General features: G+C 71.2%; 19 protein-coding genes and 1 pseudogene. 9 read left to right on the top strand and 11 right to left on the bottom strand.

What is annotated here, in order from left to right:
* Positions 1-10 precede the first annotated feature (10 nt).
* The 5 genes from ACFWP3_RS04900 to ACFWP3_RS04920 all read right to left on the bottom strand — a co-directional run bounded on the left by ACFWP3_RS04900 (position 11) and on the right by ACFWP3_RS04920 (position 5,394).
* Complete coding sequence (locus tag ACFWP3_RS04900; protein WP_384216228.1) at positions 11-1,105, bottom strand: ABC transporter ATP-binding protein; 1,095 nt, start codon at positions 1,103-1,105, stop codon at positions 11-13.
* Between the two features lie 5 nt (positions 1,106-1,110).
* Positions 1,111-1,953 carry an ABC transporter permease gene (locus tag ACFWP3_RS04905; protein WP_384216229.1) on the bottom strand — a complete coding sequence of 281 codons (843 nt, stop codon included), beginning with the start codon at positions 1,951-1,953 and terminating at the stop codon, positions 1,111-1,113.
* Positions 1,950-2,837 carry an ABC transporter permease gene (locus tag ACFWP3_RS04910; RefSeq protein ID WP_384216231.1) on the bottom strand — a complete coding sequence of 296 codons (888 nt, stop codon included), beginning with the start codon at positions 2,835-2,837 and terminating at the stop codon, positions 1,950-1,952. The genes ACFWP3_RS04905 and ACFWP3_RS04910 overlap by 4 nt, the downstream gene beginning before the upstream one ends.
* A 1-nt stretch (position 2,838) precedes the next feature.
* On the bottom strand, positions 2,839-3,969 hold the full coding sequence (locus tag ACFWP3_RS04915) for a spermidine/putrescine ABC transporter substrate-binding protein (protein WP_384216233.1): 1,131 nt from the start codon (positions 3,967-3,969) through the stop codon (positions 2,839-2,841).
* 87 nt (positions 3,970-4,056) lie between these two features.
* The gene (locus ACFWP3_RS04920; protein WP_384216235.1) at positions 4,057-5,394 is read right to left on the bottom strand and encodes an aromatic ring-hydroxylating dioxygenase subunit alpha; all 1,338 of its coding nucleotides are present in this window, start codon (positions 5,392-5,394) and stop codon (positions 4,057-4,059) included.
* A 471-nt stretch (positions 5,395-5,865) separates the two neighbouring features.
* Here ACFWP3_RS04920 and ACFWP3_RS04925 point away from each other — a divergent pair, with 471 nt between their 5' ends.
* The 8 genes from ACFWP3_RS04925 to ACFWP3_RS04960 are packed head-to-tail and all read left to right on the top strand — an operon-like array spanning position 5,866 to position 14,130.
* Positions 5,866-6,297, top strand: a complete 432-nt coding sequence (locus tag ACFWP3_RS04925) for a hypothetical protein (protein ID WP_384216237.1) — start codon at positions 5,866-5,868, stop codon at positions 6,295-6,297.
* Positions 6,294-7,655 (top strand): NADH-ubiquinone oxidoreductase-F iron-sulfur binding region domain-containing protein, encoded by a 1,362-nt coding sequence (locus tag ACFWP3_RS04930; protein WP_384216239.1) that lies wholly within the window; start codon positions 6,294-6,296, stop codon positions 7,653-7,655. The genes ACFWP3_RS04925 and ACFWP3_RS04930 overlap by 4 nt, the downstream gene beginning before the upstream one ends.
* Complete coding sequence (locus tag ACFWP3_RS04935; protein WP_384216241.1) at positions 7,652-7,843, top strand: ferredoxin; 192 nt, start codon at positions 7,652-7,654, stop codon at positions 7,841-7,843. The genes ACFWP3_RS04930 and ACFWP3_RS04935 overlap by 4 nt, the downstream gene beginning before the upstream one ends.
* Position 7,844: 1 nt before the next feature.
* Positions 7,845-9,965 carry an acetate--CoA ligase family protein gene (locus tag ACFWP3_RS04940; RefSeq protein ID WP_384216243.1) on the top strand — a complete coding sequence of 707 codons (2,121 nt, stop codon included), beginning with the start codon at positions 7,845-7,847 and terminating at the stop codon, positions 9,963-9,965.
* A 53-nt stretch (positions 9,966-10,018) separates the two neighbouring features.
* Positions 10,019-11,194, top strand: a complete 1,176-nt coding sequence (locus ACFWP3_RS04945) for an acyl-CoA dehydrogenase family protein (RefSeq protein ID WP_384216245.1) — start codon at positions 10,019-10,021, stop codon at positions 11,192-11,194.
* A gap of 53 nt (positions 11,195-11,247) precedes the next feature.
* Positions 11,248-12,420, top strand: a complete 1,173-nt coding sequence (locus ACFWP3_RS04950) for an acyl-CoA dehydrogenase family protein (RefSeq protein WP_384216247.1) — start codon at positions 11,248-11,250, stop codon at positions 12,418-12,420.
* A 49-nt stretch (positions 12,421-12,469) separates the two neighbouring features.
* A complete protein-coding gene (locus ACFWP3_RS04955) occupies positions 12,470-13,504 on the top strand; it encodes a 3-hydroxybutyryl-CoA dehydrogenase (RefSeq protein WP_384216249.1) in 1,035 nt (344 codons plus the stop codon).
* Positions 13,501-14,130: a TetR/AcrR family transcriptional regulator gene (locus tag ACFWP3_RS04960; RefSeq protein ID WP_384216251.1), complete on the top strand. Its 630-nt coding sequence runs from the start codon at positions 13,501-13,503 to the stop codon at positions 14,128-14,130. Before ACFWP3_RS04955 ends, ACFWP3_RS04960 begins: the two co-directional genes overlap by 4 nt.
* A gap of 98 nt (positions 14,131-14,228) precedes the next feature.
* Here ACFWP3_RS04960 and ACFWP3_RS04965 read toward each other — a convergent pair whose 3' ends face one another.
* Entirely contained in the window at positions 14,229-15,944 is a 1,716-nt protein-coding gene (locus ACFWP3_RS04965) for a PKD domain-containing protein (RefSeq protein ID WP_384216253.1), read from the bottom strand.
* Positions 15,945-16,207: 263 nt separating this feature from the next.
* Here ACFWP3_RS04965 and ACFWP3_RS04970 point away from each other — a divergent pair, with 263 nt between their 5' ends.
* Positions 16,208-17,605, top strand: a complete 1,398-nt coding sequence (locus tag ACFWP3_RS04970; RefSeq protein WP_384216255.1) for an IS4 family transposase — start codon at positions 16,208-16,210, stop codon at positions 17,603-17,605.
* A gap of 56 nt (positions 17,606-17,661) precedes the next feature.
* Here ACFWP3_RS04970 and ACFWP3_RS04975 read toward each other — a convergent pair whose 3' ends face one another.
* From ACFWP3_RS04975 to ACFWP3_RS04995, 5 genes and pseudogenes are all read right to left on the bottom strand, one after another.
* Positions 17,662-18,399 (bottom strand): hypothetical protein, encoded by a 738-nt coding sequence (locus ACFWP3_RS04975; RefSeq protein ID WP_384216257.1) that lies wholly within the window; start codon positions 18,397-18,399, stop codon positions 17,662-17,664.
* Between the two features lie 149 nt (positions 18,400-18,548).
* Entirely contained in the window at positions 18,549-19,238 is a 690-nt protein-coding gene (locus tag ACFWP3_RS04980; RefSeq protein ID WP_384216259.1) for a DUF4389 domain-containing protein, read from the bottom strand.
* Between the two features lie 363 nt (positions 19,239-19,601).
* The gene (locus tag ACFWP3_RS04985) at positions 19,602-20,642 is read right to left on the bottom strand and encodes an NAD(P)-dependent alcohol dehydrogenase (RefSeq protein ID WP_384216261.1); all 1,041 of its coding nucleotides are present in this window, start codon (positions 20,640-20,642) and stop codon (positions 19,602-19,604) included.
* A gap of 53 nt (positions 20,643-20,695) precedes the next feature.
* Positions 20,696-21,733, bottom strand: a complete 1,038-nt coding sequence (locus tag ACFWP3_RS04990; RefSeq protein WP_384216263.1) for a PP2C family protein-serine/threonine phosphatase — start codon at positions 21,731-21,733, stop codon at positions 20,696-20,698.
* 723 nt (positions 21,734-22,456) lie between these two features.
* Positions 22,457-24,004 (bottom strand): annotated as a pseudogene (locus ACFWP3_RS04995) (hypothetical protein); the annotation flags it as partial.
* Position 24,005: the final 1 nt, after the last annotated feature.

Consider the following 24,005-nt stretch of genomic DNA (forward strand, 5'->3'; position numbering starts at 1 on the left):
CGGGGCCGTTTCAGTCCAGGACGAGGCAGTGTTCGGGCTTCCAGCCGATCTCGACGCTTTCGCCGCCGGACCAGCGGTCCTCCCTGCGGGAGCGGACGGTGTTCTGCTCCAGTACGGACACCGTGACCCCGGGGGCGAGTTCGATGAGGTAGGTGGTGGTCGGTCCGCAGTAGACGGTTTCCCGGACGACTCCGGTGGCGCGGGCCATGCCGGGTTCCAGGTCGGACAGCCAGATCTTCTCGGGGCGGATCGACAGGTTGACGCGGCTGCCGTCGGGGACGGCCGCGCGGGTGCCGACGGGCAGTTCGGGGCCGTCGTCGAGGACGACGCGGCCGGAGCGGTAGGTGCCGGGGACGAGGTTGGAGGTGCCCATGAAGGAGGCGGTGAAGCTGCTGGTGGGGCGCTCGTAGACGTCCTCGGGGGTTCCGCACTGTTCGACGCGGCCCTCGTTCATGACGGCGAGGCGGTCCGACATGGTCAGGGCCTCGTCCTGGTCGTGGGTGACGAAGACGAAGGTGATGCCGACCTCGCGCTGGATCTGCTTGAGCTCGACCTGCATGTGCCTGCGGAGCTTGAGGTCGAGGGCGGCCAGCGGCTCGTCGAGGAGCAGTACCTGGGGTCGGTTGACGAGGGCGCGGGCGAGGGCGACGCGCTGCTTCTGGCCGCCGGAGAGGGTGGCCGGTTTGCGGCTCGCGAGGTGTGCGAGCTGGACGAGGTCGAGCATGTCGGTGACGCGCCGGCGGATCTCGGTGCGCTCGACGCCGCTGCGCTTGAGGCCGAAGGCCACGTTGTCCGCGAGGGAGAGGTGGTCGAAGAGGGCGTAGCTCTGGAAGACGGTGTTGACGTTGCGCTTGTTGGGCGGGAGACCGGTGACGTCCTGGCCGTCGAGCAGGACGCTGCCCCGCGTGGGGTCGGCGAAGCCGCCGATCATGCGCAGCAGGGTGGTCTTGCCGCAGCCTGAGGGGCCGAGGAGGGAGAAGAACTCGCCTTGCGCTATGTCGAGTTCGACATCGTGCACGGCGTAGGCGGCGCCCGCGCCGGAGTACCGCTTGCTGACGTGGTCGAGCCGGACGGCGGGGTTCGGGTGCACGGCTGTGGGGTGCATGAGGGTCACTTCCCGGAGAGCAGGTCGAGGCCGCCGCGGCGCCCGAACAGGCGCGGGATGGCGAGTGCGAGGACGATCAGGGCGACGGATCCGGCCAGCATCAGCGTGCCGACGGCGTTGATGGTGGGCTGTACGCCGAAGCGGATCGCCGAGTAGATCCGTACGGACAGCGGCTGCGGGTCGACGCCGGTGGTGAAGTAGGCGAGGACGAAGTCGTCGAAGACGAGGGCGAAGATCAGCACTGCGGAGGCGAGGATGCTCGGGAGCAGTGCGGGCAGGGTGACCAGCCGCAGTGCCTGGCGGCGGGTGGCTCCGAGGTCCATGGCGGCTTCTTCGACCTCGGGATTGAGGGCGGCGATGCGGGAGCGGAGGATCACCGTCACGTACGAGATCGAGAAGGTGATCTCGGCCAGCATCACGGTGGTGGTGGACAGGGGGATGCCCAGGCCCTTGAAGAGCAGCATCGCGGCGACGCCGGTGACGATCTCCGGGGTGATCAGCGGGACGAGCATGACCAGGCCGGCGAAGGAGCCGAGGCGGCTGCGGCTGCGTACGAGGCCCAGGGCCAGGGCCACGCCGAGGACCAGTGAGCCGGCCATGGCGACGAGGGACACCTGCAGGCTCATGCCGACGGAGTCGAGGAGCACGGTGTCGTGGACGAGGGCCGAGTACCAGCGCAGGCTCGCGCCGTCGAAGACGGTGAGGGACTTCTGCGCGTTGAAGGAGAACAGGACGACGACGCCGACCGGGAGGTAGAGCAGGGCGAAGAACACGGCGGTGACGGTGAGGGCGAAGCGGGGCCGGCGCTCGGCGCCGCGCGGCCGGCGGCGCCGCTGGGGGGTGCTCATCGGGCGGCCTCCGCCTCGTCCTTGCGGGCGCGTCGCAGGTAGCCGAGCATTCCGAGGAACAGGACCGCCATCAGGAGCATGGTGAGGGCCGATCCCAGGGGCCAGTTCTGGCCCTGGAAGAACTTGTCCTGGATCAGGTTGCCGATCATGATCTGGTCGGGGCCTCCCATGAGCTGGGCGCTGACGAAGTCGCCCATGGCGGGCAGGAAGACGAGGACGCAGCCGGCGGCCGCTCCCTGGCGGGTGGCGGGGACGGTGACGAAGAGGAACGTGCGCAGGGGGCCGCCGTAGAGGTCGCGGCCGGCTTCGATGAGCGAGGTGTCCATGCGTTCCATCGCCGCGTACAGCGGGATGACCATGAAGACGACGAAGCCGTAGACGAGTCCGGCGATGACGCCTGCGCCGGTCTGGAGGATCTTGGTGCCGTCGTCGGCGAGGCCGGTCGCCCGCAGGGCCTTCAGGAGGGGGCCGTCGTCGGAGAGCACGACGGACCAGCCGTACATCCGTACCAGGTAGTTGGCGAAGAAGGGGACGACGATGGCGGCGATCAGGAGGTTCTTGAAACGGCCGCCGTGCAGGGCGATGGCGTAGGCGACCGGGTAGGCGACGGCGAGGCTGACGAGGCAGGTGATCAGCGCGTAGCCGACGGAGCGCAGCAGGACGGTGCTGTAGGCGGGGTCGGCCAGCGCGGTGAGGTTGTCGAAGTTGAGTCCGAAGCGCGGGTTGCCGAGCGGGTCGGTCGTGCCGAGCGCGAGGGTGGCCACCAGGAGGAGGGAGGCGAGGAGGAAGACGGTCATCCAGACGGTGCCGGGCAGCAGGAGCCAGGTCCACAGTCGGGGCGGTCGTCGCGCGGCGTCGGGGCGGTCGGTTCGTGTGGGTGCCATGTCAGCCGGCCTTCACATCGGTCCACGCGGTGTCGCGGGCCTGTTCGCCGCGGGCGTCGCGGTTGCGGAAGAACAGGTCCGCCTTGAGGTCGTCGGCGGTGACCACGCACTGCGGGAAGGGCTCGACGAGCGCGGCGTACGTGTCCTCGGTGCCGCCGACGGGCATCGGGTAGCCGATGTACTCGATGTTCTTGCGCACGTTCTCCGGGCGGAGCATGTAGTCGATGAAGAGCATCGCGGTGCCGGGGTGCTGGGCGTCGGCGGGGATGGCGTAGCAGTCGGAGTTGACGGGGGCTCCCTCGCGGGCCACCTCGAAGCCGAAGACGGCCGGGTCCTGGGCCTGGGCGAGCATGGCGGCCATGTCGCCGCTCCACGCCTGCGTCATGTCGGCGTTGCCGTTGAGCAGGTTGTTGTAGCTGTCGCTGGAGAAGCCCCGCAGGTGGGGTCGGAGCGATCGGAGGGTGTCGGTGACGCGGGCGAGATCGCCCTTGTCACCGGTGGTGAGGTCGAGGCCGAGCTTGAGCGCGCCGATTCCGAGGACCTCGTCGCGGTCGTCGAGGACGAAGACCTTGCCCTGGGCCTTGGCGTTCCACAGGTCGCTCCAGGAGCCGGTGAGGTCGCCGAGCCGGTCGCGGCGCCAGCCGATGCCCGTCTTGTACATGGTGAAGGGGACGGTGTGCGCGGACCGGCGGTCGTACCAGGGGTCGGCGAAGTAGCCGTAGCCGCCGAACACGGCTTCGGTGCCCCGCAGTTTGGAGTGGTCGATGGTGCGCAGCCGGCCGCCGTTGACCAGCCGCTCGGCCCACTTCGCGGTGGGGAAGATGATGTCGTAGCGGTTGCCGGCGTTGAGTTTGGCGGCCATGCCTTCCATGGAGTCGTAGTTCGACTGGATGACCTTGACGCCGTACTCCTTCTGGAAGCCTTCGAAGACGGTGGGGTCGACGAAGTCCGCCCAGTTGAAGTAGACGAGGTCCCCGTCGACCTTGACGTCGATGGGGGCTTGGGCGGCTGCCGTGCGGGCCTGGTCGTCACCGGAGGCGAAGCCGCAGCCGGAGGCGGCGAGGGCGAGGGCGGCGGCGGTGCCGGCTCGGAGGAACGAGCGTCTGGTGGGAGAGAGTGCCTCGGCGGACATGGGGTCCTTCCGTAGGGGCCGCAGGGGGACGGCGCGAACGACGGCGGTCCGGGGGGGGGAGCCGGTCGTGCGGTGCGGTGTGGTGGTCTACGACTCTGCGCCGTCGAGGTCCGCGCGGATCCGGCCGGCGAACCAGGCGACCGCGGCCTCGCGGCGCGACAGGGGTCCGGGCTCGAACCCGGGGGTGGTGAGCCCGTTCTGGACGCGGGCGACGAGTTCGGCGTCCTCGTCGTTGGTGATCCAGCCGATGTGGATGTTCAGACGGCGGGCAAGGCGGGTGCGCAGTCCGGTGCCGCGGCGGGTGTAGAAGGCGCCGGGCACGGCCACGCGGTCGACGCCGGTCGGGACCGCCGTCCAGGCCAGTACGTGGTCGGGGTAGAAGTCGATGAGGGTGTTCGGGTAGATGACGGCGTAGCGCCAGACCCGGCGGTCGGCCTCGCCGAGGCCGGGCATGGGGGCGGCGATGCGCTGGTAGAGGCGTTCGGCCCAGTTGGAGGACGGCTTGTCGCGCAGCGGTGAGGCGAACAGCGCGTAGTCCTCCTCGATCTCGCAGCTGTAGCCCTGGTAGTCGAGCAGCCGCATCAGGCCGGGGTGGGCGACCGGGACGTGGTAGCCCTCCAGGTAGTTGTCGACCGCCACCTTCCAGTTGGCCTGCTGCACCTCGGCTCCGGCCAGGTCGTGGATACGGGCGCGGCCGACCGGGACCAGGTCGGCTCCGGCGTAGTGGCCGACCGCCTCCGCGAGGCCGGCGCAGCTCTTGGCCAGCGGTACGGCGTCGGGGTCGAGGTTGACGAAGACGAAGCCGAGGAACGACTCGACGGCCGCCGGGAACAGGCCGAGCCTCGGCTTGTCCAGGCAGGGGATCTGCCGTGCCTCCGGGGCGCCGACGAGGCTTCCGTCGAGGCGGTACGTCCAGCCGTGGTACGGGCAGCGGATGGCCTTGCCGTCCGGCTCCGGCTTGGTGACCAGGCGGGTGCCGCGGTGACGGCAGACGTTGAGGTGGGCGGCCAGGGAGCCGTCCTCCGTGCGGACGACGATGACCTCCCGGTCGGCGACTTTGGCCGCGAGCCGCGCACCGGGGGCGGGGAGGTCCGACTCGTGGCAGACGAGCTGCCAGGACTTGGCGAAGACGTGCCGGGTCTCGGCGGCGGCGGTCGCGGGGTCGGTGTAGTAGCGCGCCGGGAGGGCGGGGCCGGGGATGTCGGGGGTGGTGGCGGGAGTGGGAGCGGGAGCGGGAGTGTCCGGGGCTTGCTGCCCGGGTCCGGGTCCGGGTCCGGGGGCACGGCCCGGCGGGCCGGTCCGGCCGGCGTGCTCGAGGTGGGCCGTGGGGGCGGTGGGGACGGTGGGGACGGATCGGACGGTGGGGACGGTGGGGACGGATCGGGCGGTGGGGTCCGTGGGTGTTCCGGGAACTCTGGACTGCATCGGTGACTCCTCCGTGCCGGTGTACGGCGGTCGGTGTCGGCGTTCCATAGCGAGGCGACCCTGCTGCGGACAGGCGGTCGGGGCGGGAAGCCGGGACCTGGCTGACCGATTGGACAGCCACATTGCTGGCTCGTTTCCGCCGGGTCAAGACTTGTTCACTGACCGATCGGTCAGCTAGCGTGATTCTTGCCTGACCGATCGGTCAGCAAACGTGCTTTCCTGTCGCCGCACGGGCTGCGCTCCGCATTCCTCCTGCTCACCGGGGATGTACGCAGCCGGACGGCCCGCCCGTCTCCACCCGGGCCCCGCACCCCGATCTCTCGATCCCTCGATCACCGGATCACCCGATCCCCGATCCCCGATCCCTCGATCACCCGATCTCCCGATCCGCCCGATCCCCGCCCGGCACCGCACCGCACCCCACCGCACCGGCCCGGCCCGGCGGCGGCATCCCACCTCCCGGAGGCACGCATGAGCGGTCGTCGGCGTCTGGACTGGCTCGGGCTGACGCCCGAACCGGAGCGAGAACTCCCCCTGGCGGTCGCCGCCCTGCGCACCTCGTCACGCGGTGCGCCCAGCAGGTCACCGGAAGACCTGGCCGCAGCCGAGCGGCGCCGCGTCGAACACCTGATCCTGCGCGGCAGCCGGCACAGCTGGCTGCGCTACCTCGCCGAGGTCACCGACCTGGTGACCGGCGTGGCCGCCGGATCCCGGGCGGGCGACCCGTCCGCCGCCCTGCTCGCCGGCGAGGTCGTCCTCGACCACCACCGCATGCTCATCGGCCTCCCGGGACCGGGGTACGGCCGCACCGCGCAGGACCGCGGCGCGCTGGAGAGCGCCGTACGGACCCTGCGCAGCCGCACCCGCACACCGACCCACACCCTGGAAGGAGCCGGCCGATGACCACCATCCGCCTCCCGACGACGCCGTCGGGCTCCGTGCTCGGGCCTGCCCCGCACCGTACCGAGAGCGCCGCCGCCTACCGGGCCACCGGCGGCTACGGCGCGGCCGCCACCGGCCCGGAGGAGCTGCTCGCCCACCTCACCGACGCCGGACTGCGCGGCCGCGGCGGTGCCGGATTCCCCGCCGCCGTCAAGCTGCGCTCCGTACGCGACGGCGGCGGCGCCCCCGTCGTCGTGGCCAACGGCGAGGAGGGCGAACCCGGTTCGGCCAAGGACCGGTGGCTGCTGCGGGCCCGGCCCCACCTGGTGCTCGACGGCCTCGCCCGGGCCGCCGAAATCACCGGTGCGGTACGGGGCTTCGTGTACCTCTCGGACCCGGCCGCGGCCGCGAGCGTACGCAGAGCCCTCGCCGAACACCCGCCGCCGCTGCCCGTCGAGGTCGTCGAGACCGAGCACACCTACGTCGCCGGTGAGGAGACGGCCGCGGTCCGCAGGATCGACGGCGGACCGGCACTGCCGACGGCCAAGCCGCCCCGGCCGTTCGAACGCGGGGTCGGCGGGGCGCCGACCCTGGTGTCCAACGTCGAGACGCTCGCCCGGATCGCGCTCACCGCCGCCCGGCCCGACCTGCGGCGCGACATCGCCCACGGCACGCTGGTGACCCTGTCGGGCCGCGCGGCCGGACCCGTACTCACCGAAGCCCCGTACGGCATCCCCCTGCGCACCCTGGCGGAACGGTACGGCAGCCCCGACGCGACCGGCGCGCTGATGGGCGGGCTGTTCGGCGGGCTCGTCGACGCCCGCGCCCTGGACCTCCCCCTCGAACCGGCCGCGCTCGCGGCGGCGGGCACCGCCCTGGGCTGCGGAGCGATCCGCTTCCTCGGCCCGGGCGACTGCCCGGTCACCACCGCGGCCGACGCGGCCGCCCACCTCACGGCCGAGAGCGCACGGCAGTGCGGGGTCTGCGTCTCCGCGACCGGCGCCATCGGCAACGCCCTGCACGCCCTCGCCGCCGGGGCCGCAGGCCCGGACACCCCGGACCACCTGCACCGCTGGGCGCGGGGCCTGCCCGGACGCGGCGCCTGCGGGCTTCTCGACGCGGCCGCCGGCATCGCGGGCAGCCTGCTCCGCTCCTTCCCCGCGCTCGTCCGCTCCCATCTCGCCGCCCCCTGCCCGGAATGCGCCGGCTCCGCCCCCGCGGACGGCCGTCGCCGCCTCACCGTGGCCGTACCGGAGGTCGCCGTCCCGCCCGGCCGGATCCCGGCTCCCCCGCAGCCACCCGCCGGCCGCGCCACCGGAGCGTCCGGGGCCTCCTCCCCCACCGCAATTCCGCTGCCCACGCTGAAAGGAACGCCGTGAAGCTCCTGCTGGACTCCACCCGCTGCCAGGGGTACGGGCTGTGCCAGGAACCGGCACCCGACCTGGTCGAACTCGACGAATGGGGCTACGCGCAGATCCTGGCCGTCGTCGTCCCGCCCGGCGGCGAGGATGCCGCCCGCGCCTGCGCCGACAGCTGCCCCAACTCCGCCCTCCGCGTGGAGGGATGACATGGCCCGCGACCTGACCGCCCTCTTCGACCCGCGCTCCGTCGCCGTCGTCGGCGCCAGCGACGACCCGGCCAAGTACGGCCACGCCGTGGCCTCCCAGGCACTGCGCGCCCCCGACCGGCGGCCCGTTCACCTGGTCAACCGGCGCGGCGGCACGGTCCTCGGCCGGACCGCCGCCACCTCCCTCGCCGAGATCGGCGAGCCCGTCGAACTCGTGGTGGTCTCCGTGCCCGGCGCCGGCTTCGAGGCCGCCGTCGACGACGCGCTGGCCTGCGGGGCGAAGGCGATCGTCGCCATCACCGCGGGCTTCGCGGAGGCCGGACCGGCCGGTCTGGCCCGGCAGCGGGCGGTCGCCGCACGCGTACGCGCCGCCGGAGCGGTCCTCGTCGGCCCCAACTGCCTGGGCATCGCCGACAACACCACCGAGCTGTACCTCGCCTCGGACCGCTTCGCCCCCGGAGGCGTCGCCTTGCTCAGCCAGAGCGGGAACCTCGCCCTCGAGCTCCAGCTCCGCGGTGAACCGCACGGCCTGGGCTTCTCCCGCTTCGTCTCCCTCGGCAACCAGGCCGACGTCACCCTCGTCGACCTCGTCACGGACTGCGCCCGCCACGAGGCCACCACCGCCATAGCCGTGTACGCCGAGGACTTCGGCGACGGCCGGGCCTTCGCGAGGGCCGCCGCGGCGGCGGGCAAGCCGGTGGTGCTGCTCACCGCGGGCCGCGGCACCGCTTCGGCGCGCAGCGCCCAGTCCCACACCGGAGCGCTCACCACCTCCGCCGACGTGGTCGCCGCCGCCTGCCGGGACGCCGGAGTCGAACTCGTGCGGACGCCCCGGGAGATGACCGTCGTACTGGCGGCGCTCGGCTCGGGCTTCCGCACGGCCGGCCTGCGCACCACGGTCTTCACCGACGGCGGCGGGCACGGCGCGATCGCCGCGGACGCGGCCGAGGACGCCGGTCTCGCCGTACCGGAACTCGGCGCGCCGACACAGGACAGGCTGCGGAGCGTGCTGTGGGAGCAGTCCTCCGTCGGGAACCCGGTCGACCTGGCGGGGATGGGCGAACAGCGGCCGCTGTCGTACGCGGACACGGTCGGGGAACTCCTCGCCGCCGAGGAGGTCGACGCCGTCCTGATGACCGGCTACTTCGGCGGCTACGCGGCCTCCGAGGGCGGTCTGGGCGGAGGCCCGGGCGGCGGTTCTCCGCTCGCGGAGGGCGAGGCACGGGCCGCCAAGGAGATCGTCGGCCACCTCGCCTCGGGCGCGAAGCCGCTGGTGGTGCAGTCGATGTACCCGCAGTCGCCGAGCTGCCGCGTGCTGGCCGAAGCCGGGGTGCCGGTGTTCTCCGCCACCGAGGACGCCGCCCGCGCCCTTGCGGCGATCACCGGCCGGCAACCGGCCGGGCCCGACGCGGACGGTGTGCCCCCGCTCCCGGCGGCCGCCACACCACTGCGGGACCCGGGATACCACGGGGTGCGGGCCCTGCTCGGCGCCGCCGGCGTGCCGTTCCCGGCCGCGCGCGAGATCACGGACGAGAGGGAACTCCTTGCCGCCGCAGCGGAGTTCGAAGGACCGTACGTGCTCAAGGCGCTGCACGTGCTGCACAAGTCCGACGCCGGCGGGGTGGCGCTGCGCCTGCCCGACCGGGACGCGCTGCTCGCCGCGTACCGGGAGATGCACGCACGGCTCGGTGCTCCCGCGTACTCGGTCGAGGCGATGGCCGACCTCGCGGACGGCGTCGAGCTGATCGTGGGCGTGCACCAGGACCCGCGGTTCGGGCCGGTCGCCCTGGTCGGCCTGGGCGGCGTCCTCACCGAGACGCTGCGCGACGTCGCCTTCGCGCTGGCTCCCGTACCGGCCCGGCGCGCCGAGGTGCTGCTGCGGGGCTTGCGCAGCGCCGCCCTGCTGGACGGCGTACGCGGCCGGCCGGCCGTCGACGTGGCCGCGGCGGCCGCCGTCATCGAGCGCATCACCACGGTGGCCGCGGCGCACCCGGAGATCGCCGAACTGGAGGTCAACCCGCTGCTGGTGCGCCCCGACGGCGCCCTCGCACTGGACGCACGGGCCGTCCTGGGCGCGCCGGACGCCCCGGACGCCCTCGAAGCCCGCCCCGTCACGAACTGAACGACGCCCCCTCCCCCTCCCCCCGTCCGCACCACCTGTGCCCCGGAGGACACATGGACTTCCGCTACACACCCGAGCAAGCCGACCTCAAGGCGCGCGCCGCCGCGTACGCGCGGCTCCTGATGAGGTATGAGGACCAGTCCGAGGAGGCGGGCGGCCCGCTGCCCGCCGACACGGTCCGCGAACTGACCCGCGCCGCCGTCGAGGCCGGTGTCTACGCGATCAACATGCCCGCCGAATGGGGCGGCGCCGGGCTGTCCCTCCTCGACCAGGTGATCGTCGAAGAGGAGTTCGGCAAGGTGACCAACTGTCTCTGGGACATCCCCTGGCGGCCCGCGAACGTGCTCGCGTACGGCACCGAGGAGCAGCGCGAGAAGTACCTGCTGCCCGTCATCCGGGGCGAGCGGTTCGACGCGTTCGCCGTGACCGAGCCCGGGGCGGGCTCCGACCCCGGCTCGGGCACGAGCACCGCCGTCCGTACCGAGGGCGGCTGGCTGCTGAACGGCGAGAAGTGGTTCGTCACCTGCGGCGACATCGCGGACTTCCTGCTGGTGCAGGCCGACGCGGGGCCCGAGCGGGCGGCGACCCTGTTCTTCGTCGACAAGCAGGCGCCCGGGGTCGAGATGACGCGCGTCCCGCGGTTTATGCACTCCGCGGTGAACGGGCACCCCGAGTTCACCTTCACCGACGTGTTCGTGCCCGACGAGGACGTGCTGGGCGGGGTCGGCAACGGCTACGAGCTGACGAAGGAGTGGTTCACGGACGAGCGGCTGATGATCGCCGCGCGGACGGTCGGCGCCGCCGAGCGGGCCCTGGAGCTGGCCCGCGACTGGGCGGTCTCGCGCCGCCAGTTCGGCTCCCCCATCGCCGACTTCCAGCTCATCCAGGGCATGCTCGCCGACTGCGCCGTCGACATCGCCGTCAACCGCGCCTACACCCACCAGGTCGCCTGGGAGGCCGACCGGCCCGAGACCGACCGCAAGACGCTGCACGCGAAGGCGTCGACGGCGAAGCTCGCGGCGAGCGAGGCCGCCGGACGGGTCATCGACCGCTGCGTGCAGATCTTCGGCGGCCGCGGCTACGACCGCTCGTACCCCGTCGAGCGCATGTACCGCGAACTGCGCGTCGACCGGATCTGGGAGGGCACCTCCGAGATCCAGCGCCTGATCATCGCCAACGAGCTGATCAAGCGCGGCACCCGGGCCCTCGCCCTGCCCACGGACTCCTGACGACCGCCCCCGCCCATCGCCCGCACGATCTCCTTCTCCTTCTAAGGACAGACATGGACTTCCGCCTCACCGCCCGTCAGGAAGAGCTCCGGGACGCGGCGCGCGCGCTCACGGACTTCATCACGAAGTACGAGCTCGACTGCGAGGAGAACAACGGCCTGCCGCCGCAGGCCCACGCCGAGATCCGCGACGCCGTCCTCGACAGCGGCCTGCAGGCCGTCAACATGCCGCGGGAATGGGGCGGCGCCGGCCTCACCATCCTGGAGCAGGTGACCGTGCAGGCGGAGCTCGGACGGCTCACCGGAGCGCTGTGGGACATGGTGTGGCGGCCGGCCAACGCCCTGTCCTTCTGCACGCCCGAGCAGCGCGAGCGCTACCTCGTCCCCGTGATCCGGGGACAGCGCCGGGACTGCTACGCGGTGACGGAGCCCGAGGCGGGCTCGGACCCGCAGAACCTCAAGACGACGGCGACGCGGGCCGACGGCGGCTGGGTGCTGAACGGCGAGAAGTGGTTCGTCACGGTCGGCGACCACGCGGACTTCATGATCGTGCTGGCCGCGGCCGGCGACGAGCGCGCACCGACCCTGTTCCTCGTCGACAAGGACACGACGGGCGTCGAGATGACGCGCGTGCCGCGCTGGATGCACACCTTCGTCTACGAGCACCCCGAGTTCACCTTCACGGAGGTGTTCGTCCCCGACGGCGCGGTGCTCGGCGAGGTGGGGCAGGGCTACGACATCACCCGCTCCTGGTTCACGGAGGAGCGGCTGATGATCGCGGCCCGGACGATCGGGGCGGCGGAGCGGGCCCTGGAGCTGGCCCGCGACTGGGCGGTCGAACGCCGCCAGTTCGGCTCCCGCATCGCCGACTTCCAGCTCATCCAGGGCATGCTCGCCGACAGCGCCGTCGACATCGCCGTCAACCGCGCCTACACCCACCAGGTCGCCTGGGAGGTGGACCAGGGCCTCGCCGACCGCAAGACGCTGCACGCCAAGGCCGCCATCGCCAAGCTGGCGGCGAGCGAGGCCTCGGGCCGGGTCATCGACCGCTGCCTGCAGATCTTCGGCGGCCGCGGCTACGACCGCTCGTACCCCGTCGAACGCCTCTACCGCGAGCTGCGCGTCGACCGGATCTGGGAGGGCACCTCCGAGATCCAGCGCCTGATCATCGCGGGCGAGCTCGTCAAGCGCGGCACGGGCGTCTTGCGGATGCCGTCGGCGGACTGACGCGGAGCCCGGGGTGCGGAGAAGAACGCTGAAAGGGGAACGCAGACCCATGAGCAGCACGGTCAGTGTCAATGGCTACACCGATGTCGACACCGATGTCGACACCGATGTGGATGTCGATGTCGATGTCCAACGGGTCGGGATCGTGGGCTGCGGACTGATGGGGTCCGGCATCGCCGAGGTCTGCGCCCAGGCCGGACGGGACGTCGTGGTCGTGGAGACGACCCGTACGGCCGCGGCCGCCGGCCTGGAGCGGATCACCCGCTCCCTGGCGCGCGCCGTGGCATCCGGCAAGCTGACCGGAGCCCAGCGGGACGCCGCCGTCGGCCGGATCGTGGTCACGGCGGACATGGCTCGGATGGCGGACCGGGACCTCGTCGTCGAGGCGGTGGCCGAGGACGAGCGGGCGAAGCTGGAGGTGTTCGCCCGGCTCGACGACGTGGTGGAGCGCGCGGACGCCGTCCTCGCGACGAACACCTCCTCCATCCCCGTCATCCGGCTGGCCGCCGCCGTCTCGCGGCCGCGGCAGGTCATCGGCCTGCACTTCTTCAACCCCGTACCGGTGCTGCCGCTGGTCGAGCTGGTGCCGTCCCTGCTGACCGGCGACGAGACCGTCCGGCGGACGCACGCGTTCGCCACCGGGGTCCTGGACAAGGAGGTCGTCCGCGCCCAGGACCGCGCTGGTTTCGTCGTGAACGCGCTCCTCGTGCCGTACCTGCTGGCCGCCGTGCGCATGGCCGAGAGCGGTATGGCGTCGGCTCAGGACATCGACCGGGGCATGACCCTGGGCTGTGCACACCCCCTGGGTCCGCTGGCCCTGGCCGACCTGATCGGGCTGGACACGGTGCAGGCCATCGCGCGGTCGATGTACGAGGAGTACCGGGAACCGCTGTACGCTCCGCCGCCGCTGCTCGCCCGGATGGTCGACGCCGGCCTGCTGGGCCGCAAGACGGGCAGGGGCTTCCACGGCTACGGCGGTTCCGGGGACGGCGGCGCGATGCGCGAGGATGGTGCCGTGGTGGCCGGGGCAGCCGGGCCAGCCCGCCCGGTCCACGGGCGCCGACACGGGGAGCAGCCGAGGTGACCAAGGTCGAACGCGCACTCGAGACACGTGAGCGGATCCTCACGGCCGCGTGCGAAGTCATCGCGGAGATCGGGTTCGAGAACGTCAGCATGCGCAAGGTCGCCGACCACGCCGGCGTCTCGAAGGCCTTGCTCCACTACCACTTCGACACGAGGGAGAAGCTGTTCGCGGAGGCCATGACGCATTCCTTCGCCCAGACCGGTGCGGACCCCGACACCGGCACCGGCGCCGAGGGCGGGGCGGACGCGGTACCGGCGGCCGTCGCCCTGGCCCGCATCCTGCGGAGCATGCTGCCGACGGATGCGGAACTGCGCCAGGACTGGAAGCTGTGGCAGGAGTTGTGGGTGCGCGCCCAGCGCGATGCGGCGGCCCGGCACCTGGCGGTCGACTTGTACGACCAGCTGCACGCGTGGGTCGGTGGGGCCATCGAACGGGGCATCGAGAGCGGGGAGTTCACCGACTGCGACGTGGCGGCCGTGAGCACCTTGGTGCTGGCCCTGTGCGACGGTCTCGGCATCCGCCTGATGCTCGACGACCCCCGGCTGGACCTGGCCACCGCCCGCTCGACGATCTGGCGCGCGATCTCCCCCGCCCTGGGCGTCGCGGACACCTTCCCGGAGATCTGAGCGGCTGCTATCCGGCCGGCTGCGACTCAGGCCGGATGCCACCCGATGAGGCGGGCCACCCCGTGGGGGTGGCCCGCCTCATGCGCGTCGCCGCGGTGTCACTTGGACTGGTAGACACCGAAGACGTCGAGCACCAGGTCGGCGTCCTCATGGCCCTGGTTCCAGAAGGTGATGACGCCGTGCTCGCCGTCGCTCGCCTGCACCAGGTTCGGGACGGTGTCGCCGGCCGTCCAGTTCAGGGTGGAGGAGCCGGGGCGCGGCCCGGCGGGCGCGGCGGGCCCGCCCTCTACGGGAAGCGCGGAGGGGCTCGGCGCCACCGAGAGGAATCCGGTGCCGCCCGTCCCGGTGACGGTGGTGTTCAGTACGTAGGCCTCGACACCCGTCGCGGCCTCGGGCGTGAACCCCTGCGTGATGAACTCACGGGCGCGGAACCTGCCGCCGGGCCAGCCGTAGGCCTCCTCGCGGGTGTCGAGCGTCCGGAACGGGGTGAAGGGCAGGAAGGCGGCCTTGCTGTCGTTGCTGTAGTAGCCGACGACGTCGACCACCACGTGGGCGGGCATCCACGACCCGTTGAAGACCTTGATCGTCCCGTCCGCGGCCACCGGCACGATCACCGCGTTGGCCACCGTCTGACCGGGCACGAAGTTCAGGTTCGACGCGGTCGGGACCGGCCCGCTGCCGGAGTAGGCGGTCAAGTGGCCCGGTCCTGCGGGTTCGGTCACCGTGACGTTCAGCGCGACGGCCGAGATGCCCTGGGGCACGCCTTGCAGGCCGCCGATCCGGGTCGTGAACGCGCTGCGCGCGGCGAGCCTGCCCTTGGTGGCGCCGACACCGTCGCGGGTGTCCACGAACCGGGCGGGCGTCATCGAGGTGTAGCCGGCGGCCGAGGCCCGGGTGAAGTAGCCGGTGACGTCGGCGATCAGGTCGACGGGCTGCGGGCCGCCGTTGTAGAGCTCCACGTAGCCGTCCTCGCCGACCGGCACGATCACCAGGTTCGGTACGGACCGTCCGGGCGTGTAGTTCAGGTTCGAGGTGCCGGGGCGGTCGTAGCCCGCGCCGGGCCACGCGGTCACGTACCCGCTGTCGACGGTCTCGGTGACCGTGACGTTGAGGGCGACCGCGGTGACGCCCGCCGGGACGGAGGCGTTGCCGGCCACCTTCACCCGGGCCGAACCCTGCCCGGCGACCTTACCCGTGGGCGCGCCGGTGCCGTTGCGGGTGTCGAGGAGCCGGGTCGGGGTGTGCGGGGTGAAGTCGGAGCCGGGGGTGAGGAAGGCACCGCCGTTGACGGCCTGGACGGCGTTGGCGGTGTCGGTCACCGTCACCTTCACCTGGTACTCGCCGGACTTGTCGTACGTGTGCGAGCGGCGCACTTCGGCGTTGCCCTGGGCGGTGACGGTGTCCGTCTTCCCGTCGCCCCAGTCGATGACGACGTCGAGCGCGAAGTCGGCGCTCGTGATCAGGGCGGTGAGATCGATCCCGTGCGCGGTGTAGCTGGTGCCGCTGACGTCGACCGCGAGGGCCGGGTTGGCCCCCGCGTCCAGCGCGGCCTGCTCGGACTGCACGGTCTGCGCGGTCTGCGCGGCTTGCGCGCTCTGCGGTGCGGCGGTCTTGGCGTTCGCCGTGCCGTTCCCCTCGGCGGCAGCGGACGGCAGGGCGGTACGGATCGTGCGGCCGGCCGGGCTGTGGAAGCCCTCGGAGGTGGATGCCGCGGCGATCGCCTCGGCCACGCCCGCCGCGACGGGTACGGGATCCGCCGCCTGCGCGGTGCCCGGAATGATGCCGAGACCGGCTGCCACGAGGGCAGCGGTCATTACGAGTCGGTGGTTGCGCACCGGCCCCCCAGTTGTGGTGATGAACGAAGAGCGGCCAACGTATGGAGGGTTCCGGCCGGGGGTCACGGGGTTCTGGCGCGATTCACTCCATAGGGGCCAAGGCTTTACCGGCTGTGCGGTTTGCGATCGAGGCGGGACCGCCGACGCCCGTGGACCCGGGGGCCGGCTCGGGCCAATGCAGTTGCTTTTGACCCGTGGAGGCCGTTGCCCCGGGTGTGACGGGGTGGGGAGCGGGGCAGCGGGTGCGGATCGGGATTCTGACGAAGGTGTTCACTGTCGAGCTGGTCGACGCGGCGATAGCCAAGCACGGCCGAGCTGAGCAGCGGCGCCGCCCCCTACCGGCGCGGCTGGTCGTGTACTTCGTCCTGGCCCTGTGTCTGTTCGCCCAGGAGTCGTACGAGGAGGTGCTGCGCGTGCTGGCTGGCGGGATACCGAGCAGCCGTGCCTTGGCCAGGGTGAACCGGTCCTCGTTATGCCGAGCGCGGTCCCGGCTCGGTGAGGATGTGCTGGAGACCCTGTTCAGAGAGGTGGCCGGTCCGCTCGCCACTCCGGACACACCCGGGGCATGGTGGCGAGGGCTACGGCTGCTCGCTCTGGACGGCACCCAGTTCGACCTTCCCGACTCGGTGAGCAACGGCGACACGTTCGACGGCCCTTCCACCACGGGTGGCCTCCCATTCGGGTTCCCCCAGGTGAGGGCGGTAGTCCTCGTCGAGATCGGAACACACGGAGTGCTTGATGCCCGCCTCGGCGGCTACCGAGACGGAGAACGGAGCTTGGCCTACCAGCTGGCCGGCTCCACCAGTTCGGGTGACCTGGTCATCGCCGACCGGGGCTTCTGGTCGGTCGAGTTCGCCCACACCTTCACCGCAGCCGGAGCGAACCTGCTGGTCAGGCTCCAGTCCAATCACCTCGGCACCCTTCAGGAGGAGCTTCCCGACGGCTCGTACCTGTCGATGGCGCGTCCGGGCAAGGCACTCCGGCTCCGCGCAAGCCGCGAAGGCAGGACCCTGCCCAAGCACACGGTCTACCGCGTCATCACCTTCACGAAGGACGACAAGGTCACCTTCCTCGGCACGACACTGCTGGACCCCGAGCAGCATCCGGCGGCCGAGCTGGTCGCGCTCTACCGGGAACGCTGGGAGATCGAGCTGGCCTTCGACGAGATCAAGAACCACCTCGGCCCTGGTGGGCCGATCCGGTCGCGCACGCCGGAAGGCGTCCGGCAGGAGCTGCGGGCCTACCTCGCCGTTCACCACGCGATCCGCCGGTTCGCCCACGCCGCCGCCCTCTCCGGCCCCGCCGTGGACGCGGACCGAGTTTCCTACCTCAAGTGCGTCCGGATCATCCGCCGAAGCGTTCCGTCCCAGCTTGGAGCCACTACGGCCAAGCTCACCCGATCCCTCACCGAGGCTGAGCAGGAAGCACGCAGCCGCTTGCTCCCGGCCCGCCGGAGCCGGAACTGTCCACGAGCCGTCAAGAAGCCCAACCGGTGGCCCGTGCTGCGGACCCGTGCCAAACGAGGCGCGGTCGAGCCAGGCCGCTGGGTCCTCAGTCAGACCAAGAAGACCAAGAGCAGCCGGCGGGCGGGAAGACCCGTGCTCAAGCCGTCCCCCAGCACCGTCAGGAGAACCGCTTGAACCCGGGCGGCGAGACCAGCTCGAACAAGGAGGCTGACCCTGACATACGGGGGCCGCTACGTGAGACCCGTCTTCGGGCATCCCAGAGCAGTCATCACCCACTCATACGAGAGCCGCAGGCCCTCGGGCTGGCCGTTCACCAGCCAGGAACCGTCCCATTCAACCCGCCACACCTCACCGTGTGAGTTCTCGAACTCCACGAAACTGCCATGAGCACCCTCAAGAAGCCCGAGCTCCCGCAGCAGCACGTCCTGCGTGGTGAACCTGCGGGACCTACCCACGCTGCCGCTACCGGTCCGCGTGTTCTCGTACCGCATGCGCAGGTACGGGACCGGCAGCCGAGACAGGAGGGTCGGCCGCAGCATGCGCTTAAACCGCAGAACCGCTTCCTCCAGGTTCTCATCACCGCGGAACTCGCACCGGTACGCGGGGAAGACTGCCGAGACGACCTCGTTCAAGGCCTCGTTCCGCCCGTGGTGGTACCCATGCACAGTCGGCGACGCCGCTGCCACGGCATCGAATCGATAGGCCCCATACGAAAACCCGGGAAGGACGGTAAGTGGCCGAGCCTCCCGTCCACGGCCGAGCTGATGCTGCCTCGCGAACGCCAGAACAGCCCTGGCCAGACCGGCGTCGTGCACATCGAGCGAGTTCATCTGGTAGGCCCAGCGCCCGTCAGGATCCATCGCCAGGGAGAACACGAACCGAGACATGGGTGACCACTGCCAGGCCATGGGCAGACCTGGCATGGCGTGAGCGTTCCCGATCTCTGCAACAGCCCCGTCGATGTTCACGCCCCTCATCCTTCCCGACTCGATCCGGCCGCTGTGATCCGGGGGAGGGCATGGCTCGCCCACGGCCAGGGCCAGACTCGGGTGCTCACTTAAGACAACTGCATTGGCCTGCTCGGGCCCCGGGTGCCGTTCGGGTCAGGCGTGTGGTTTCAGCCGGCGCCGGCCGGTGCCAGTGCTGCCGGTGTGGGCTCGCTCCCTCCCATGTCCAGTCGGAACGGCGGGTACTTGTCGGTCATCAGGGACGCGTAGACGAATACGCGCAAGGCCCATCGCAGCAGACCCATGAGGAAGTCGAACAGGTCCCGCGGATAGGTCCCCGTGACCGTCAGGATCACCACCGCGACCAGGGAGAGCAGGCCGATGAGCCCGGAGGAGAAGGGGCTGTAGTCGTCCATGTAGCGGAATATGTCCCAGCCGCTGGTGACGAGGATCGCGATCACCAGGAACTGCGGGATGACCAGCAGCCACTTGACCAGGACCAGTCCGCGGGAAAGCCGCTCGGGATAGGTGACATCGACCTGGATCGGGTAGCCGGGTGCTTCTTTCAGGGTGAACGGCGGATACGCGTCGGTGCCGAGCACGGTGGAGGAGTAGTAGCTGACGCGCATGCTCCAGCGTATGACTCCGACATTGAAACGGAAGAGAGATCGGGGATATCTGCCGGTGATGAGAATGCTGAAGAACGCGACGATCGTCACCAGGAAGAAGGCGATGTACAGGAAGATCAGCACGAAGTAGTGGGGCAGGGCGAGGATCCATTTCACCAGCCATTTCCATCGGCTGAGCCGGGGATCCAGGGTCGCTGTGATGTACGCGGGATGAGGGGAAGAGGGAGACATCTCTGCCACATCCTTTCCAAGGAGGCAGGGGGAATGCGTCCCGCGCAGGGCACCGGGTGTACGGGGCGCTTGCGCGGTACGCGCCGTATCCCCATTAGGCCCGTGCGTTCGGATCACGTCATGCCCCTGCATCGCGTGGCACGAAAACGCGTGACTGGACGAAGCGCGACCGGTCTGCCACCAGCGCAGATGCCAGCCGCGCCCGGCCGGTCCCCCGATGTACGGAATACGTCCGCCGGAAACCAAGACCAGCCCATACCCCTGTTCTTCCTCGGACTCGGGACGGTTCCACTCTTCCGCCGTGGGCGGCCCAGCTGACCCGTGCGCCGCCCGGCGAACGCGGAACGCGGAACGCGGAACGCGTCAGATGGTGGCTACGTCGATGACGAAGCGGTAGCGGACGTCGCTGGCGAGGACCCGCTCGTAGGCTTCGTTGATCCCGTCCGCGCCGATCAGCTCGATCTCGGCCCCCACCGCGTGGTCGGCGCAGAAGTCCAGCATCTCCTGGGTTTCGGCGATGCCTCCGATACCCGAACTGCTCATGCTGCGACGACCGCCGAACAGCGACTGCAGTTCCAGCTGCGCCGCCTCTTCCGGGAGGCCGAGGTTGACCATGGTCCCGTCCGTGCGCAGGAGGGAGAAGTAGGCGGCGAAGTCGAGCGGGGCGGAGACGGTGTTGAGGATGACGTCGAAGCTCCCCGCCAGGTTCTCGAATGTCGCCGGGGCGGAGGTGGCGTAGTAGTGGTCGGCCCCCATCCGCAGTCCGTCGTCCCTCTTGGACAGGCTCTGGGAGAGCACGGTGACATCGGCGCCGAGCGCGTGTGCGATCTTGACGGCCATGTGGCCGAGCCCGCCGAGGCCGACGACGGCGACCTTCTTGCCGGGCCCGGCGTTCCAGTGCCGCAGCGGCGAGTAGGTGGTGATGCCCGCGCACAGCAGTGGGGCGGCGACGTCCAGTGACAGCGCCTGCGGGATGCGCACGACGTAGTTCTCGTCGACGACGATCTTCTGCGAGTAGCCGCCGTCCGTGGGCTTGCCGTCCTTGCCGACGGCGTTGTACGTCCACACGGGGCCCTCGGCGCAGTACTGCTCCAGGCCGGCCCGGCAGTTCGTGCACTCCCGGCAGGAGTCGACCATGCAGCCGACGCCGACCCGGTCGCCGACCTCGAACCTCGTCACTCCGGCGCCGGTCTGGGAGACGACACCGGCGATCTCGTGCCCGGGCACCATCGGGAAGATCGCCTTGCCCCAGCCCTCGCGGACCTGGTGGATGTCGGAGTGGCAGATGCCGACGAAGGCGATGTCGATCAGCACGTCCTTCTCACCGACGGCGCGGCGCTCGATGGTCATGCGTTCGAGAGGCGCCTTGGCGGCGGGGGCGGCGTAGGCGGCAACGGTGGTCATGGGGGTCATGGGGGTGCATGCCCTTCTCTGGGGGATCCGGGGCGCGCCGCGGATCACGGCTCGCACAGGCGTACGGCGAGGGCGGCGATGTCGTCGTCGAGGCGTCCTCTGCTGTAGCGGAGGAGGTCGTGGTGGAGGGCTGTGAGCAGGTCGCGGGGCGGCGTCGGGGGCTGTCCGCGCATCCAGGCCGCCAGCGGGAAGAACTCGCCGTCGCGGGCGCGGGCCTCGGCGATCCCGTCGGTGTAGAGGAGCAGCAGGTCGCCGGGGGCGAAATCGAAGGAGTCGACGTTGTAGTGATCGCCGATGAGCTCGGCGAGGCTGAGCAGGGGTGAGGGCGTGGCCGACTCGAGGACGCGGAGTGCGCTGCCGTTCAGGAGCAGTGGCGGGGGGTGTCCGCAGTTGAGGATGTTGATACGGCTGCCCTCGTGCGGGATCTCGACGAGAAGGGCCGTGGCGAAGCGCTCCATCGGCCCCTCTGGCGGAAAGGCGGAGTTGTAACGGGTGCTGCTGGCGTCGAGCCTGCGGGCGACGTCGACCATGTCGGTCTCGTCGTAGGCCGCCTCCCGGAACGCGTTGACGATCGCCGCGGCCGCCCCCACGGCCGGCAGGCCCTTGCCCCGCACATCGCCGATGAGCAGCCTGACCCCGTACGGCGTGTCGACGACCTCGTAGAAGTCCCCGCCGATCCGGGCCTCCGCCGCGGCCGCGAGGTAGAGCGACTCGATCTCGATGCTGCCGAAGCGGCGCGGCATCGGGCTCAGCACCACCTGCTGCGCGGCGTCGGCGACGAGCCTCACCTGAAAGAGGGTGCGCTCCCGCTGGAGCCGGACGTGGCTTCCGTACGCGGCGGCCACGGTGACCGCGATGATGCCCGCGGCCGTCCACCAGGTGCCGAGATCGGGGAAGACGAGGCCGAGGCCGATCATCAGGCAGAGGCAGACCGTCCCGAGCAGAACGGTCGGGAGGACCGGCCACATGGCGGCGGCCAGGGCCGGCGCCGCGGGCAGCAGGCGGCTGAAGGCCATCTCCGGCGGAGTGGCGTAGGCGAGGCTGGCGATCACGACGGTCAGGAAGACCGGCGACAGCCGCACGAACGTCCCCCGGCCGTATCGCCGACGGAGCCGCGGCCGTCCAGACTCGATCACATTTCCCAGAGTATCCACGCAATGAGGGCATAGCGCCCTGACGGACGGAGCCGATGCCCCCCGCTCCGGCTCCACAGCTGGTGAGCGGCCCCGCCGGCCCCTGCCGCGAGGCGCATCCCGCCCCGGCGGACAGCGACTCTTCACCGTGAGTCACCACGCACAACCACTCTGCGTGATCGACCACCACCGCTGCGTCCCCTCGACGGGATGCGCCCGGTCTGGCGGAGGGCCGTCACGGGAGACAAGGGCGGCCCGGGGTCGCATGGGCCCGGGCCGCCCTTGCGTTCGGTGTTACGGCGCCGTCAGGGGCATGGCGTGGCCGAGCAGGCCCTCCCTCGTATAGGGCCCCTCGCAGTCGGCTCGGTTGGAGACGAAGTGGTCGAACACGGACGGTATGTAGCACCGGTACAGGGGTACCGAGCCCGGCACCGGCCTGGTGTACACGTATCCGACCGCGCCGAGCGGCTGTTGGCCCTCGCACCCCGGGTCGGGGGTGAGCAGGGAGTGGTTCGCCGCCTTGCACTCGTAGAGCCGGACCGTGCCGGGAGCGGGCTCCCTCAGCACCTTCCAGACCGCCTCGTGCGTGAAACCGGCGGGGAGGGGGCGTGAGGAGGCCAGGTGTCCGGCGTGCGGGTGGTAGCCGCGGACCAGGGGTGCGTAGGGGGTGGTGTGGCCGCTGGTGCGCTCCCACATCCGCAGGTATCCCTCGGCGCCCTGCATGAGCTCGTCCACCACGTCCTGGCCGCCGGTGACGCGGATGTCCTCGATCCAGTCCGGTACGAGGCCGTAGTGGGTGCCGCCCCCGTCGGTGTTGACGTCCCACACGCGCGAGCCGGTGACCTGCCGGTCGAGGAGCGAGCCGCCGTCGGGGCTGCGGAAGGGGTAGCGGACCGGGTTGCCGTCGGCGGCCCGGGGGCCGGGGAGCCAGGCGAAGCCGTTCATGTCGGTGCCGATCCCGTACCCCGCGCCGTACTTGGCCCGCAGGGCGGCGTGACGGCGCGTCTCGGCGGTGAACGCCGGTGCCTCGTACATGTGGCCGGTGATGAAGCCGCCGAGACCGTAGACCCGCTCGGTCCAGTGGTCGTCCATCCAGCCGTGGGTGGACAGCACGCCGGAGTAGCGCTCGGATTCGAGCAGGTCCAGCGCCCGGTCGGCCGCCTTGACGCTCATGTGGTCGATCTCCAGCATCATGCCGCGCTTCATCATGCCCCGCACCGCGTACTCCCCCAGCGCGGTCAGGCCGCGCCGGTTGCACTGTGCCTGGAGCGAGGGACCGTACGCGGGCAGTTCGGCCCCCGCAGGCAGCGCGGCCCGAATCCTGGCTTCGACCTCCGCCGGCGAGGTGCCGGGCTCCTCGGCCGCGTCGTGCCCGTGCGCCCCCTCGGCCGACAGCCCTGCGGCGAGCCCGAAGCCGATCGGGTTGTCGTGCTGCGGGCCGGAACACGGCTCGGTGCTCCAGAACGTCCCCGTCGACAGGAACTGCCCGACGTTGATGGCCATGCCCTGGGTGCCCGAGTCGAAGCGGACTCCGCACAGGGCGTTGTCGAACTTGTGGCACAGGAACATGTTGCGCACGCCGAGGCGGTGCAGTTCGTCCAGACCGCGGTCGATGTCGGCCATCGTGCACTGTGCCCGGTCGAAGGACTGCTTGCAGCCGAACGGTTCGGAGGTCTCCACCCCGAGGACGACCGCGAGCTTGCCCTCCTCGATCACCTCGCGCGCCTGGGAGGCCTCGGTGACGACGCGGAACCAGCCCTTGCCGGGGCCGCCGTACATGGCGTCGACGTAGGCTTGGAGTTCGTACGTCTTCTGGATCTGGATCCTGATCGCGGTCATCTCGTCGCAGCCGCGATCCTTGAAGAAGTACAGGGAGCAGATGACTCCGTTGGTGACCATGTCGTTCACCAGGATCCGCTGGCCACCGCGCCAGGCCCGCTCCACCCAGGCGTAGTAGGTCTGCTGGTGGGTGGCGGAGTCGTGGGCCGGCCAGTCGCGGAACGCCGGCCAGCCGTTCGGGTCGTGCAGGCCGTCGCCGCCCTTGGTGATCATGTCGAAGAGGGCGAGGACGCCGTTCGGATAGTGCTCGGGGCAGTCCTTGAGGGCGTCCGCCACGCCCGCGGTGGAGAAGACCTTTCCGCAGACCAGCCGCCCTCCGAAGCCCTGGTTGGACATCAGGTGGACGTGCGCGTCGACGTATCCGCGGACTCGGCCCTGGATG

This window comes from Streptomyces sp. NPDC058525 (assembly GCF_042719495.1).
In the GTDB taxonomy this organism is placed as follows: Bacteria; Actinomycetota; Actinomycetes; order Streptomycetales; family Streptomycetaceae; genus Streptomyces.

Bases quoted from the DNA above. Each gene is read 5' to 3' on its own strand.
- ACFWP3_RS04945 (WP_384216245.1), top strand. From the start codon at position 10,019: ATGGACTTCCGCTACACACCCGAGCAAGCCGACCTCAAGGCGCGCGCC.
- ACFWP3_RS04930 (WP_384216239.1), top strand. From the start codon at position 6,294: ATGACCACCATCCGCCTCCCGACGACGCCGTCGGGCTCCGTGCTCGGG.
- ACFWP3_RS04915 (WP_384216233.1), bottom strand. From the start codon at position 3,969: ATGTCCGCCGAGGCACTCTCTCCCACCAGACGCTCGTTCCTCCGAGCC.
- ACFWP3_RS04910 (WP_384216231.1), bottom strand. From the start codon at position 2,837: ATGGCACCCACACGAACCGACCGCCCCGACGCCGCGCGACGACCGCCC.
- ACFWP3_RS04985 (WP_384216261.1), bottom strand. From the start codon at position 20,642: ATGACCACCGTTGCCGCCTACGCCGCCCCCGCCGCCAAGGCGCCTCTC.
- ACFWP3_RS04965 (WP_384216253.1), bottom strand. From the start codon at position 15,944: ATGACCGCTGCCCTCGTGGCAGCCGGTCTCGGCATCATTCCGGGCACC.
- ACFWP3_RS04940 (WP_384216243.1), top strand. From the start codon at position 7,845: ATGGCCCGCGACCTGACCGCCCTCTTCGACCCGCGCTCCGTCGCCGTC.
- ACFWP3_RS04955 (WP_384216249.1), top strand. From the start codon at position 12,470: ATGAGCAGCACGGTCAGTGTCAATGGCTACACCGATGTCGACACCGAT.
- ACFWP3_RS04980 (WP_384216259.1), bottom strand. From the start codon at position 19,238: ATGTCTCCCTCTTCCCCTCATCCCGCGTACATCACAGCGACCCTGGAT.
- ACFWP3_RS04920 (WP_384216235.1), bottom strand. From the start codon at position 5,394: ATGCAGTCCAGAGTTCCCGGAACACCCACGGACCCCACCGCCCGATCC.
- ACFWP3_RS04905 (WP_384216229.1), bottom strand. From the start codon at position 1,953: ATGAGCACCCCCCAGCGGCGCCGCCGGCCGCGCGGCGCCGAGCGCCGG.
- ACFWP3_RS04925 (WP_384216237.1), top strand. From the start codon at position 5,866: ATGAGCGGTCGTCGGCGTCTGGACTGGCTCGGGCTGACGCCCGAACCG.
- ACFWP3_RS04900 (WP_384216228.1), bottom strand. From the start codon at position 1,105: ATGCACCCCACAGCCGTGCACCCGAACCCCGCCGTCCGGCTCGACCAC.
- ACFWP3_RS04950 (WP_384216247.1), top strand. From the start codon at position 11,248: ATGGACTTCCGCCTCACCGCCCGTCAGGAAGAGCTCCGGGACGCGGCG.